At 68.7% G+C, this 12,728-nt stretch carries 10 protein-coding genes; 8 read left to right on the plus strand and 2 right to left on the minus strand.

Going from position 1 to position 12,728, the window contains the following annotated elements; all coding sequences use genetic code 11:
• Positions 1–28: 28 nt before the first annotated feature.
• Positions 29–1,483, minus strand: coding sequence for a glycoside hydrolase family 32 protein (locus IT072_RS01695; RefSeq protein WP_223359065.1), 1,455 nt, complete (start codon positions 1,481–1,483; stop codon positions 29–31).
• A complete protein-coding gene (locus IT072_RS01700; RefSeq protein WP_223359066.1) occupies positions 1,480–2,523 on the minus strand; it encodes a LacI family DNA-binding transcriptional regulator in 1,044 nt (347 codons plus the stop codon). Before IT072_RS01700 ends, IT072_RS01695 begins: the two co-directional genes overlap by 4 nt.
• Before the next feature lie 146 nt (positions 2,524–2,669).
• On the opposite strand from IT072_RS01700, the gene IT072_RS01705 reads away from it, so the two are divergent.
• The 8 genes from IT072_RS01705 (at position 2,670) to IT072_RS01740 (ending at position 12,719) form a co-directional block, all read left to right on the plus strand.
• On the plus strand, positions 2,670–4,073 hold the full coding sequence (locus IT072_RS01705; protein WP_223359067.1) for an ABC transporter substrate-binding protein: 1,404 nt from the start codon (positions 2,670–2,672) through the stop codon (positions 4,071–4,073).
• Complete coding sequence (locus IT072_RS01710; protein WP_223359068.1) at positions 4,073–5,032, plus strand: carbohydrate ABC transporter permease; 960 nt, start codon at positions 4,073–4,075, stop codon at positions 5,030–5,032. Before IT072_RS01705 ends, IT072_RS01710 begins: the two co-directional genes overlap by 1 nt.
• Positions 5,029–5,904 carry a carbohydrate ABC transporter permease gene (locus IT072_RS01715; RefSeq protein WP_223359069.1) on the plus strand — a complete coding sequence of 292 codons (876 nt, stop codon included), beginning with the start codon at positions 5,029–5,031 and terminating at the stop codon, positions 5,902–5,904. Before IT072_RS01710 ends, IT072_RS01715 begins: the two co-directional genes overlap by 4 nt.
• A 54-nt stretch (positions 5,905–5,958) precedes the next feature.
• A complete protein-coding gene (locus IT072_RS01720) occupies positions 5,959–7,323 on the plus strand; it encodes a glycoside hydrolase family 32 protein (protein ID WP_223359070.1) in 1,365 nt (454 codons plus the stop codon).
• Positions 7,324–7,524: 201 nt separating this feature from the next.
• A complete protein-coding gene (locus IT072_RS01725) occupies positions 7,525–9,162 on the plus strand; it encodes an ABC transporter substrate-binding protein (protein WP_223359071.1) in 1,638 nt (545 codons plus the stop codon).
• On the plus strand, positions 9,140–10,177 hold the full coding sequence (locus tag IT072_RS01730; RefSeq protein WP_223359072.1) for an ABC transporter permease: 1,038 nt from the start codon (positions 9,140–9,142) through the stop codon (positions 10,175–10,177). The genes IT072_RS01725 and IT072_RS01730 overlap by 23 nt, the downstream gene beginning before the upstream one ends.
• Positions 10,174–11,034: an ABC transporter permease gene (locus IT072_RS01735; RefSeq protein WP_223359073.1), complete on the plus strand. Its 861-nt coding sequence runs from the start codon at positions 10,174–10,176 to the stop codon at positions 11,032–11,034. Before IT072_RS01730 ends, IT072_RS01735 begins: the two co-directional genes overlap by 4 nt.
• Positions 11,031–12,719, plus strand: coding sequence for a dipeptide ABC transporter ATP-binding protein (locus tag IT072_RS01740; RefSeq protein WP_223359074.1), 1,689 nt, complete (start codon positions 11,031–11,033; stop codon positions 12,717–12,719). Before IT072_RS01735 ends, IT072_RS01740 begins: the two co-directional genes overlap by 4 nt.
• The last annotated feature ends 9 nt before the right edge of the window (positions 12,720–12,728 follow it).

The raw sequence follows: 12,728 nt of genomic DNA on the forward strand, positions 1-12,728 counted from the left end.
GGCCGGGCGATGTCAAGCCGCGTCGGATTCAGCCGTGGATCCTGGCCTCCAGGCGCACCAGGTCGAAGGCGCCGTCGGTCGCGAAGACGCCGACGCGGCCGGAAGTGAGGTCGTAGATCCGCGTGCTGAGGGCGACCCGGTCGTCCACCACGACCACGCAGATGTCGCCGTCGAGGTGGACCTCTATGGTGTGCCGGCCCGGGGGCAGAGGGACGGGGCGCTCCGATTCGAGCTCGTGCGGCACATCTCCCCGGACCTGCCACTGCTCGCCGCCGGTCGTGCCCCGGGGCCAGCGATCGAACACCAGCCGATCGCGGTACGGCTCGAGCCGGATCGAGTACGCCTTCCCGGCGTCGTCGGAGCTGCGGAGGAGGAGGCCGCAGGCCTGCGTGGAGGGAGCGATGTCCAACTCGGCGACGAGGAGCGCCTCCGCCGGGACCTCGCCGGCGAGCCAGGTCGAATGCCGATCCAGCGCGCCGCGGCCGGGGACGGCATCCGCGCCCTGCAGCGGGGTGAGTTCCGGCACAAGGTCGCGGGCCGTTCCATAGAGCGCCTTCACCGCTCGAGGCAGGCCGAACCGCAGAGAGCCGTCGGGGGACTGCACGGCGCGGAGCGACGACATCGTGCCGGCCCACTGCCACTCGCCGGTGTCGGTCTCGCCCCGTCTGGTTGCGATCCACCCGATGAAGTGGCGCTCTCCGGCGTGCTCGACGGTCTTCGATGCGTAGAAGGCGCGACCGTCGACGGTGTCGTGCTCCGGCGCGCGCCAGGGCCCGTCGGGAGAGTCGGCGATGCGGTAGCGGGTCTGGAAGGAGTCGGAGAACTCCGAGTAGACGAGATACCAGTGGTCGCCCCACTGGAAGACGTCGGGGCACTCCTGGGTGATGAACCTGCGCGGGTCCCAGAGGGGCACTGCGTCCCGCCAGTGGACGAGGTCGTCCGAGACGAGTCGTGCGACGACGCCGGAGCGGCGATAGGGTGTTCCGGTCCATCGGGTCGCCAGCAGCATCTGCCACTGCTCGCCGGGAGCCGTGCGGAACACGAACGGGTCTCGCCAGTCCTCGGCCGAGTAGCCTTCGAGGGCGCCGAAGGTCCACTCGGGGTGGCGGGTCCAGGAGTCGAGCCCCGCCGAGGACGTCGCGTGGCAGACGACCTGCGCGTCGCCGTCCGCCGTGCGGATGCGCGGATTGTGGCCGGTGTAGAAGAGGTGGTGCACGCCGTCGTCGTCCGTGACGACGCTGCCGGTGTAGCAGTCGAAGTCCTCGGCCTCGGCGCCTCCCGACGGCAGTACGACGCCACGGTCGGTGAACCGCGCGAAGTCGGTCGTCGTCACCGCTGCCCACGGCATGCCCTCCTCGCGGTCGAGCGGGCGGCGCGGGTCGCGCGTGTCGAGGAGGTAGTACAGCCAGACCGTGCCGTCGTGTTCGAACGGGATGACATCGCCGACGTGCCCGCCTTCGGGCAGGAAGTGGGCGGAGCTCATCGGGCGGAGCCCGAGCGCGGGGCCCCGAGGGAGGCGCGGTCGATGTATCGACAGGGGACGAGGGTGCGCTTCGGCGGCTCCTCGTCCTCGATCAGCAGCCGGCCGGCGGTGATGCCCATCTGGAGGTGGGGGAGTGCGACGGTGGCGAGCGGGGGGTGCAGCTCTGCGGCGAGCTCCGGCTGGTCGTCGAAACCCACGATGGAGATGTCCCTCGGGCATTCCAGCCCGGCCTCGTGGGACGCGAGCAGGGCTCCGACCGCCATCCGGTCGTTGCCGCAGACGAGGGCCGACGGCGGCTGCTCGGCCAGGATGCGGGACGCCAGTTCGTACCCCGAGGACACGTGGTAGGTGCCGTAGGCCCGGGGGATGGAGGCGGGGTCGATGCCCGCCTCGACGGCGGCGTCGACGAGACCGCGCTCGCGCTCCTTGCACGCGTAGTCGTCGGACGGACCGCCGAGGAAGGCGACGCGCCGGTGCCCGGCGGCGAACACGGCCGCCGCAGCGTCCCGGCCGCCCTGGTACTCGTCGGCCAGCACGAGGGGGGCGTCCTCCACGTTGCCCGCCCAGCAGTTGACGAAGATCGTGCGGATGTCCTCGCCGATGTCGAGTGCGGAGATCGGCTCAGGGCCGGGGGCCGCGTACACAAGCCCGGCGACTCCCTGCCGGACGAGGTTCTCCACGGCCGCCTTGCCGCTGTCAGGCGCCTCGGAGATCTCGACGACGAACGACACGTAGCCGGCGGGCTGCACCGCCTGTTGCACGCCGAGCACGATCTGGCCGGCGTAGGGCTGCGAGACGACGCCGTGCGCGATCACGCCGATGGTGAAGGGGCGGTTGGAGCGGAGGGACTGCGCCGCCCGGTTGGGCTGGAACCGCAGTTCCTTCGCCGCCTTCAGGATTCGCTCCCGGGTCTCGGGGGCGACCGAGATGTCGCGCCGGTCGTTGAGCACGAAGGACACCGTCGGCTGAGACACCCCCGCCCGCCGGGCGACATCCTTCATGGTCACCCGCTTCGCCGGGCCCTTGCTGTTCGCAGCCATGTGATCGATCCTCCCGCAACCGATCATGCCACAAGCTAATACGTATTTGCACTGAGGCGAAGGGTGGAGCTATGCTCGGAACCCCAATACGTATTAGTCCGGCCGTAGCCTCGCTGCGGCCTCGACGCTCAGAGAGGAGCGGACGGATGACCAGCACCTTTGGAACGGCCATTGACCGTCGCACTTTGATCAAAATCGGCGGCGCGGGCCTCGCGCTGACCGGCCTGGCCTCGTTGGCCGCCTGCTCCACCGGCGGCGGAGGCGGGACGAACGCATCGGGCACCATCAAGATGCTCTACTTCGGAGACCAGAAGGCGGCGACGGCCCTGCAGAACACCCTGCAGCCGCAGATCAAGAAGCTCGACAAGAACGCGAAGCTCGAGGTGACCGCCATCAACGGCACCGACTGGAACGACTTCCTCGCGAAGGTGCTCACCCAGATCGCCGCCGGCGCGGCGCCCGACCTGGTGAGCGTCGCGACCGAGGGCCTCCAGCTCATGGCGTCCAAGGACCTCCTGATCCCCCTGGACAGCTACGTGACCAAGGACATGTCCTCGTTGCAGAGCTACTTCGACCAGATCCACCCCGCGCTCGTCGAGTCGATGATGTACCAGGGGCATCTGTACGAGCTTCCCGACAGCTTCAACGCCGGCAGCATGTTCTACAGCACGGAGCTGTTCCAGAAGGCCGGGCTCTCCCGTCCCGCCGACAACTGGACGATGGACGAGTTCCACACCTACGCGACCACCCTCAAGGGCCTCGGCGGCGACGTCAACGCCTTCGACTGGGTCGTACGGCTCTGGGGCAGCTGGACGTCGTTCCTCTACGCCAACAACGGCAACCTGCTGGAAGAGGGCAAGTACTCCGGCGGCGACTGGCTGTGGAACTCCGCCTTCAAGAACAACCCGGTCGGCGTGCACGGCCGCAAGGGCGGCTGGAAGTGGGGCACGCCCACGGCCAACTCAGAGGCCGCCATCGAGGCCCTCGAGTACGTGGTCGACCTCCAGCGGTCCGGCCTCTCGCCCTCGCCCGACGTCGGAGGCGGCGCGACGCTGCAGGGCCTGTTCTCCACCGGCCGCATCGGCATGACGATCGGCGGCGGGTTCTGGGCCGGCGGCCTGCACAACGCGGGCATGGCGGACGGGAGCTTCGACGTGCAGCGCTTCCCGACCTGGAAGAGCAACAAGTCGCTCTTCGGTGCGGGCGGCTACGGCATCTTCAACTCGTCCAAGAACAAGGACCTGGCGTGGGAGGTGGTGAAGATGATGGTCGAGCCCTCCACCTTCGACATCATGTTCCCCGGAAACGTCACCACCCCCGGCCGCAAGGAGCTGCTGACGGCCGAGCGGTACAAGACGACCGGACCGGAGAACTGGGCGGTCTTCTACGACCAGCTCGAGGGCTCGGTGCCGATCTCCGCGCCGCCGTACTACAACGCGCTGGCGACCGCGCTCAATCAGCGGACGACGCAGGCGATCTCGTCGGGTAACGCCAAGGCGGCGCTCGACGGCATGCAGTCCGATTTCGAGAAGGCAGCGCAGGCGTCCTGATGGCTGTCCAGACCCAGGAGCGCCCGCGCGTGAATGGGGCGACCTCTCCTCGCCGTGCCGTCCGTCGCCCCGGAGTGCGACGGGCGGCCCGGCGGGAGGGCGCGTTCGGCTATTCGATGATCGGGCTCGCGGTGGCGTTCGTCGCCGTCTTCACGTTCATCCCGATCCTCGCCTCGCTCGGGCTTTCGTTCTTCTCGTGGGACGTCATCTCGCCTCCCAAGTTCGTCGGCGTCGCCAATTTCACCCGGCTGTTCAGCGACGGCTCGACCCTCGCCTCGTTCGGGGTGACGATCGTGCTGGCCATCGGCATCGTCGTGCTCCAGATCACGCTCGGTCTGCTGCTCGCGGTCCTCGTCAACAGCCGCAAGCGGAAGTCGACGAAGGTCTTCTTCCGAACAGCCTTCTATCTGCCGCTGCTGGCCTCCACCGCAGCCGTGTCGATCTTCATGGGCTACCTGTTCGACGCGAAGTTCGGGCTGATCAACTACTACCTGACGCAGCTGGGGCTGCCGGAGGTGCCGTGGCTGACCAACCCGATGGCGGCGCAGATCACGATCATCCTGATCGTCGTCTGGCAGCAGGTCGGCTTCACCTTCGTGCTGTTCGTGGCCGCGCTGACGTCGGTCCCCCAGGAGGTCCAGGAGGCCGCGGCGATCGACGGGGCAGGGGCGTGGCGCACGCTCCTGCGGATCAAGATCCCGCTGATCAGCCCCACCATCCTGTTCGCCACGGTCGTGGCGATGATCAACGCGATGCAGCTGTTCGATCAGCCGTTCATCATGACCAAGGGCGGCCCCGGCACGTCGACGACCACCGCGACGATCGCGATGTACCAGACCGGGTTCCAGAACCTGCAGTTCGGCTACGCGTCGGCGATCGCGATCCTGCTGCTGGTGATCATCCTCGTGCTGACCGGCATCCAATTCCTCGCCGCACGAAAGCTGGTGTTCTACCAATGACCACAGATGTCGCTCCGAGCACCGCAGTCGTGCTCGGCCGTCGCCGGCGGCCGATCGTGAAGGTCGGCAGCATCGCCGGCATGGTGCTGCTCATCCTCGCCGCGGTGTTCGCGCTCGGCCCGTTGCTCTGGACCCTGACCACCTCGCTGCGCACGCCGGCGGAGGCGTTCACCAACCCGCCGCAGTGGATCCCGACCAACCCCGACTTCAGCAACTACGCCGCCGTGTTCAACCAGATCCCGATCGGGCAGTTCTTCCTGAACAGCGTCGTCGTGACGGTGCTCATCGTGGTGGGCCAGACGATCACCTGCACCCTCTCCGGGTACGCGTTCGCGATGGTGTCGTTCCCCGGAAAGAACACGATCTTCGGCATCTTCCTGGCCACCATGATGGTGCCGCTGCAGACGATCATCATCCCGGTCTTCGTCATCGTGAAGACGATGGGCATCAGCGACTCGCTCGCATCGCTCATCATCCCGGCACTGGGGAGCGCGTTCGGAACGTTCCTGATGCGGCAGTACTTCATGCAGATGCCGAGGGAGCTCGGCGAGGCGGCCCGCATCGACGGGGCGTCGCAGTGGGGTGTCTTCCGGCACGTCTACGCGCGAATGGCGTCACCGGCGATCGCGACCCTGGCCATCCTCAACTTCTCGGGATTCTGGGCCGAGTTCTACCGGCCGTTGATCTTCCTCCAGTCGCAGGGCAACTTCACGCTGCCGCTGGGGCTCGTCGGGCTCCAGGGCAACCTGGGCACCGGGTCGATCTCCGTGGTCCTGGCCGGAGTCATCCTCGCGATGATCCCCAGCGTTCTGCTCTTCATCTTCGCTCAGCGCTACTTCATCGAGGGCGTCACGGCCGGTTCGTTCCGGTGAGCCTCCGCACCGGCCTCATCGAGACGGCCGTCGAACAGAGAGACATGTGAACTCATGCACGACCACCACCTTCCCCAATTCCACGTGCGCCTGCCGCGCGGCTACCTCAACGACCCCAACGGACCGGTGGAGCTCGGCGGAACGACGCACCTGTACTTCCAGTCCCGCTCCTACGCCGAGATCGCGGTGCCGGTCGAATGGGGCCACGCGACGAGCGAGGACCTCGTGCACTGGACGCTGCAGCGGCCGGCCATGAGCCCCGTGCCGGGGGGCCTCGACTCGGACGGCTGCTGGTCGGGCAACACGGTGGTGGACGGAGAGAGCGTGCGGGCGTTCTACTCCGGGAAAGTGGAGCAGCGTCCCTATCAATCGGTGCTGACGGCGGTGTCGGACCGGGACGGCGCGAATTTCGGACCACCGGTCCAGGTGGTCGATGACCCGGCGCCCGAGGAGGGCGTCACGATGTTCCGCGATCCGTTCGTCTGGCGTGACGGCTCGAGGTGGCGAATGGTGGTCGGGGCGGCGGGCCCCGACAACACGGCGAGCATGCGTCAGTACTGCTCCGCGGACGGGTCCTCCTGGGTGTTCGAGGGGGACCTGGCGCGGCTTCCGAGGACCGAGTTCGACGGCATCGACACGGGCGAAGGGTGGGAGTGCCCGCAGCTGATCGCGGTTGACGGTCGCGAGATCGCGATCGTCTCATCGTGGTCGCACGAGCACGGTCCGGGGGCCGTCCTGGCCTTCCCGATCGATGCGAGTCCGGCTCCTCGCCGGGTTGACGACGGTCACAACTTCTACGCAGCATCCGTGATGCGTGAGAGCTCGTACGGGCAGGTGCTCTTCGGCTGGATCACCGAGGGGAGAGGCGCAGCGGAGTGGCAGACGGCCGGCTGGGCCGGAGCGATATCGCTCCCGCGTCGCGCCTGGCTCGACGGCGACCAACTGTGCAGCGAGCCCCACCCTGCTGTCGCGCGCCTCCGCGCCGACTCCGGTCGTCCCGCGAGCGGTGCGACGGTCGGCGCCCAGGTGGAGATCATGGTCCCTGCCGTCTCGGGAACAGTGCGACTTCAGTATGACGAGGGTCACTGGCTCGACATCGTCGTGGATCTCGACGCAGACACGCTCACACTCGATCGCAGCGCGGCAGGTGGAGAATCCGGCGCCCGTGCGGAGACGGCCATGAGCACGCGAGCGTTCAGCGACCGCACGGACTGGGCAGCGCGGATCTTTCTCGACGGATCGGTCATCGAGGTCTTCACGAGCGCTGGGCGCTCGATCACCAGCCGGGTCTACCCGACGACGCCGCCTCCGTGGCACGTCCACGCGCCGGTCGGTGCGGTCGTCTGGGATCTCGCGAGATCGATCTCCTCTGCGCACGAGCGGGAGATCGTCCGGGTGGAAGCGGTCACGGTCCGCTAGAAGTCGCGTCGGGCTTCGAATCTCTCTCCCGCCGATCGAAACCCCCGGAGATCCCTGAGATCTCCGGGGGTTCTCCTGTGGCGGAAGACAGGCCTGCCCACCTCCGAAGGTCGTGCGTCGAAACACAGTGTCACGCACGCTCGACGTGGGTTGCGATCTCCCGCATCCTGGTGCGCACCCCCGAACCCCAGGAGTCTTCACATGCGTCCACGCCTCGTCCGTCCACTCGGCGCCGTCGCCGTCCTCACCGCAGCCGCGCTCACCTTGTCCGCTTGCGCGGGCGGGTCCGATGCCGCGTCCGGCGGGCAGAAGGTCACCGGCGGCACCATCGTCTACGCGCACCAGCAGGAGCCCGCGTGCGTGTTCGGCGGGTGGATCGAGCAGGCCTACCTGTCCTATCAGGTCCTCGACAACCTGACCTCCCTGGACGAGGACCACAAGGTCGTGCCGTGGCTCGCGACATCGTGGAAGCAGTCCGACGACGGGCTCGTCTGGACCTTCGACCTGAAGAAGGGCGTGAAGTTCACCGACGGCACCCCGCTCACCGCGGCGGCGGTGGCGTACAACTTCGACTACTGGGTGAAGGGCGGCAACAGCACCGCGAAGGTCTGGCTCGACGGCTACTTCGCAGACGCCAAGGCGATCGACGACACGACGCTGCAGATCGACCTCTCCCGGCCGTATCCGCGCCTGGCGGACAACCTGACCCAGGGCTATTTCGGCATCCAGTCGCAGCACGCGCTGGAGACACGCACCCAGGAGCAGAACTGCGAGGCGCCGATCGGCTCCGGCGCGTTCATCGTGGACAAGTGGAACCGCGGGCAGGACATCATCCTGAAGAAGAACAAGGACTACACGTCGCCGCCGGCGAACGCGAAGCACACCGGCCCGGCGTACGTCGACGAGATCGACTGGAAGTTCGTCGCCGACCCGACCACCCGCGTCGCGGCTCTGCAGGGCGGCCAGGTGGATGCGATCTACGATGTACCGGCCGTGCAGTGGGACACGCTGAAGAACGCCGGCTACCAGCTCGAGAAGTACGTGACGGCGGGCCGTCCGCAGCAGATCAGCTTCAACACCCAGAAGGGCCCGTTCACCGACGAGAAGGTGCGGCAGGCGTTCGCCTACAGCCTCGACCGCTCGTCGATCGTCGACACGATCGGCCGCGGAGTCATCCCGGCCGAAGGCAACGGCGGCGTCAGCCAGGCGACGCCGGGCTACAGCACGAAGGCCGCCGACTGGTACTCGCAGGACACCGCGAAGGCCGACCAGCTGCTCGACGCGGCGGGATGGACCCGCAGCGGCAGCACGGGCGTGCGCGAGAAGGACGGCGCGAAGCTGGCCGTGAAGCTGCCGTACGGCGCCGGCTCGATCATCAACGCGGACGGTGCGGCGATCCTGCAGGGCGTGAAGGAGCAGGCCGCGAAGGTCGGCTTCGACGTCGAGCTCGTCCCGGTCCCGCAGAGCGAGTTCTTCTCGGGCAAGTACTCGACGCCCGACTCGTACGACCTCTCGGCCGGCTACTGGACGGCCGTGACCGCGGGCATCCTCTACATCAACTGGCGGCCCTCCACGGCGGACGACCCGAACTACGCGAACTCGGCCTTCTACAACGACGACACCCTCGCGCAGTACATCCTCGACGGCAACTCGGCATCGACCGTGGACGCACAGAACGCCTCCTACGAGAAGGCACAGGAGTACATCGCCGAGCATGCCCTGTCCATCGGCGTCTACGACCGTCTGAGCACGCTCGCCGTCTCCACCAAGCTCCGCGACGTCTGGCAGGAGCACGCACAGGGAGGGCCGACGTTCTATGACGCCTACTTCGTCAAGTGAGCTGACCGCCGCACCCGGCGGACAGACCCCCGCGGGGCCGATCACGCAGAACGCGGTCCGGCCCCGCCGGGGACGGGCGATCGGCCTCACCCTCCTCACGAAGGTCGGCGCCGCGATCGTCGTGCTGTGGGGTGCCGCCACCGTCGCCTTCTTCGCGCAGCTCGCCCTCCCGGGCGACCGTGCCACCACCATCCTCAACATCCGGGCGGGTCAGGCCCAGGTGCGCACTCCGGCGGAGCTGGCGCAGATCAACGAGCAGTACGGCCTGACCCGGCCGGTCATCGTCCAGTACGTCGACTACCTGCGCGGACTGGTCTCGGGTGACTTCGGCAACTCGTATCAGCAGTATCGCCCCGTGACCGCGATCATCGGCGAGCAGATCGGCAACACGCTGACCCTCTCGATGATCGCGATCGCGTTCGCCTGGCTGATCATGGTCGTCTGGGTGACGCTCACCGCCGGTCGCGGCCCGCGTCTGGGAGCGGTCGGGTCGACCGTCGACGTCGTCACCGCGGGGCTTCCCGCGTACTGGCTGGGCATCATCCTGCTCCTCGTCTTCGGCCTCGGTCTGCACTGGTTCCCGATCATCAGCGGGACCTCGGCCGCCGGCATCGTGCTCCCGGCGCTGACGCTCGCCATCCCGCTCGCCGGATTCATGGCCCAAAGCGTCCGGACCGAGTTCGAGCGTTCGCTCGATCAGCCCCTCGTCCTCTCGGCCCGGATGCGAGGGATGGGCGAGTGGGGCATCCGCCTGCGCCACGTGCTCCGCCACGCTGTCATCCCGGCGGTGACGCTGTCGGGGTGGGCGCTCGGCGCGACCCTCTCCGGCGCGGTCATCGTCGAATCGATCTACTCCCGACCAGGGATCGGGACGGTGCTCGTGAGCGCCGTCAACTCGCAGGACCTGCCGGTCGTCACCGGAATCGTCACCCTCGTGGCCGTCGTCTATGTGATCGCCAACCTCATCGTGGACGTCGTCTACACCGTCATCGACCCCCGCCTGGAGCTGTCATGACCACCCTCACCAGTGCTCCCGGGCGCACGACGGTCGCCTCGCGGCTCGCGCGCGTCCCCTGGGGGCTCGCCGTCGCGATCGCGTTCGCCGTGCTCCTGGTCGTCGCGGTCGTCGCGCCGGAAGCGCTGACCACGCACCTGCCGACGGCGATCGACTACCAGGCCGCGCTGCAACCGCCGAGCCTGGCCCACCCCTTCGGGACGGACGAATCCGGCCGGGATCTGTACACGCGTGTCGTCTGGGGCGCGCGCGACTCGCTCACGATCGGGGTCGGAGCCGCCGCGCTCGGAGTCGGCCTCGCCCTGGTGCTCGGTTCGCTCGCGGCACTCGGGGTCAAGCCGGTCGCCGTCGTGATCGACCGGCTCGTGGAGGTGCTCTTCGCCTTCCCTGCGCTGCTGCTGGCGTTGCTGCTCATCGCGATCGCAGGGCCGAGCGCCGCGACCCAGGTGCTCGCCGTCGGCATCGGAACCGCACCCGGTTACGCCCGGATGATCCGCGGGCAGATCCTCGCGGCGCGCGGGTCCGGATATGTCGAGGCCGCGACGGCCCTCGGCCACTCGCGGTGGCGGATCATCCGCGCCCACATCCTGCCGAACGCCCTGCGCCCGCTGGTCGCCGTGTTCGCCCTGTCGATCGGGCAGTCGATCGTCTGGGCGTCGAGTCTGTCGTTCCTCGGGCTCGGTGTCGCCCCGCCGGCGTCCGAGTGGGGAGCGCTGCTCGATGCCGGCCGGCAGTACGTCACGACGGCGTGGTGGCTCATCGTCATCCCCGGCCTGGTCATCGTCGCCGTGGCGCTGGCCGCGACCACGATCGGGCGGCATATCCAGGCACGGCTCGAGAAGGGAGAGCGGTCATGAGCATCGTCGAGCGCGAGAGCGAAGACGTGGTGGACGAGCTGGACTGGCCCGCGACCCGGCTGAGCGTCCGCAACCTGCGGACGGGTTTCGTCGTCGACGGCACGTATCGCCCGATCGTGCGGGGGGTGAGCTTCGATCTCCTTCCTGGCCGCTGCGTGGCGATCGTCGGGGAATCGGGCTCGGGCAAGTCGGTCACCGCACGCTCCCTCGTCGGGCTCGCGGGCCGGGGCGCCGTCGTCGAGGCCGACGAGCTGACCATCCACCACGAGGATGTGCGGTCGTTCACCGCGAAGCAGTGGCGACGCATCCGGGGCAGTGATGTCGGGTTCGTGCTCCAGGACGCCCTGGTGTCCCTCGACCCGCTGCGCCCGGTCGGCCGCGAGATCGAGGAGGCGCTGCGACTGCACGGGTGGGGATCGCGACGCACGCGCCGCGAGCGCGTCCTGGAGCTGCTCGGCCGGGTCGGTGTGCCCTACCCCGAGGTGCGGGCGAAGCAGCGACCGGATCAGCTGTCCGGAGGTCTGCGACAGCGGGCGCTCATCGCCTCGGCCATCGCGCTCGACCCGGACATCGTGATCGCGGACGAGCCGACCACGGCTCTCGATGTCACGGTGCAGGCGCAGGTGCTCGCCCAGCTGGAGGAGATGAAGGCGCGCGGTGCGTCCATCATCCTGATCAGTCATGACCTCTCCGTCGTCGCGCGGCTCGCCGATCACCTCCTGGTGATGCGCGGAGGCGACGTGCTCGAGCAGGGTGCGGCGGCCGCAGTCCTGGGCGACCCGCAGCACGAGTACACGCGTGCGCTGATCGCGGCGGTGCCGAGCGAAGCCACCCGCGGGCATGCGCTGACGCCGGGTGCCACGGCGTCGCCCGCGAAACCGGCGCCGGGGGAGGTCGTCCTCGAGGCGACCGACCTCGTCAAGCGGTTCCACACCTCCGACGGCACCGTCACGACAGCGGTGGACCACGTCTCGTTCCAGCTGCGTGCCGGCGAGACCCTCGGCATCGTCGGCGAATCCGGCTCCGGCAAGAGCACGACGGCGCGCCTCGCGCTCGCCCTCGAACCCCTCGACGGCGGCCGCGTGCAGCTGCACGGCGAGCAGTGGGCGCCGCAGCCGGAGAAACGTCGCCGCCGCCTCCGTGGCCGCATCTCCGTCGTCTATCAGGACCCGCTCAGCTCGTTCGACCCGCGCTGGACGGTGGAGCGCATCCTGAACGACGCACTGCGCTCCGAGCGGTTCGACTCCGCGGACGGGAAGGCGGCGCGGGTGCGTGAGCTGCTCGCACAGGTCGGCCTCCCGGAGGCCGTCCTTCCCCGCTTCCCGCTGCGACTCTCCGGCGGCCAGCGTCAGCGCGTCGCCATCGCGCGCGCTCTCGCCCCGCGGCCGGATGTCATCGTCCTCGATGAAGCCGTGTCTGCGCTCGACGTCACGATCCAGGCGCAGATCCTCGACCTCCTCGCCGTGCTGCAGCGGGAGTCCGGCGTCGCGTACCTCTTCATCTCGCACGACCTCGGCGTCATCAGCCACATCAGCGACCGGGTGCTCGTGATGAAGGACGGAGCCGTCGTCGAAGAAGGCACGGCCACGGACGTCTTCGAGAACCCCACCCATCCGTACACGCAGGCCCTGATCGCGGCGATCCCCGAGTTCGACCCCGCCGTCGTCGCAACTCCCGCGAACTGAGAACAGGAA

Origin of the sequence: Leifsonia sp. ZF2019 (genome assembly GCF_019924635.1) — a bacterium.
Taxonomy (GTDB): domain Bacteria; phylum Actinomycetota; class Actinomycetes; order Actinomycetales; family Microbacteriaceae; genus Leifsonia.

Bases quoted from the DNA above. Each gene is read 5' to 3' on its own strand.
- IT072_RS01740 (WP_223359074.1), top strand. From the start codon at position 11,031: ATGAGCATCGTCGAGCGCGAGAGCGAAGACGTGGTGGACGAGCTGGAC.
- IT072_RS01705 (WP_223359067.1), top strand. From the start codon at position 2,670: ATGACCAGCACCTTTGGAACGGCCATTGACCGTCGCACTTTGATCAAA.
- IT072_RS01725 (WP_223359071.1), top strand. From the start codon at position 7,525: ATGCGTCCACGCCTCGTCCGTCCACTCGGCGCCGTCGCCGTCCTCACC.
- IT072_RS01695 (WP_223359065.1), bottom strand. From the start codon at position 1,483: ATGAGCTCCGCCCACTTCCTGCCCGAAGGCGGGCACGTCGGCGATGTC.
- IT072_RS01720 (WP_223359070.1), top strand. From the start codon at position 5,959: ATGCACGACCACCACCTTCCCCAATTCCACGTGCGCCTGCCGCGCGGC.
- IT072_RS01710 (WP_223359068.1), top strand. From the start codon at position 4,073: ATGGCTGTCCAGACCCAGGAGCGCCCGCGCGTGAATGGGGCGACCTCT.
- IT072_RS01730 (WP_223359072.1), top strand. From the start codon at position 9,140: ATGACGCCTACTTCGTCAAGTGAGCTGACCGCCGCACCCGGCGGACAG.
- IT072_RS01700 (WP_223359066.1), bottom strand. From the start codon at position 2,523: ATGGCTGCGAACAGCAAGGGCCCGGCGAAGCGGGTGACCATGAAGGAT.
- IT072_RS01715 (WP_223359069.1), top strand. From the start codon at position 5,029: ATGACCACAGATGTCGCTCCGAGCACCGCAGTCGTGCTCGGCCGTCGC.
- IT072_RS01735 (WP_223359073.1), top strand. From the start codon at position 10,174: ATGACCACCCTCACCAGTGCTCCCGGGCGCACGACGGTCGCCTCGCGG.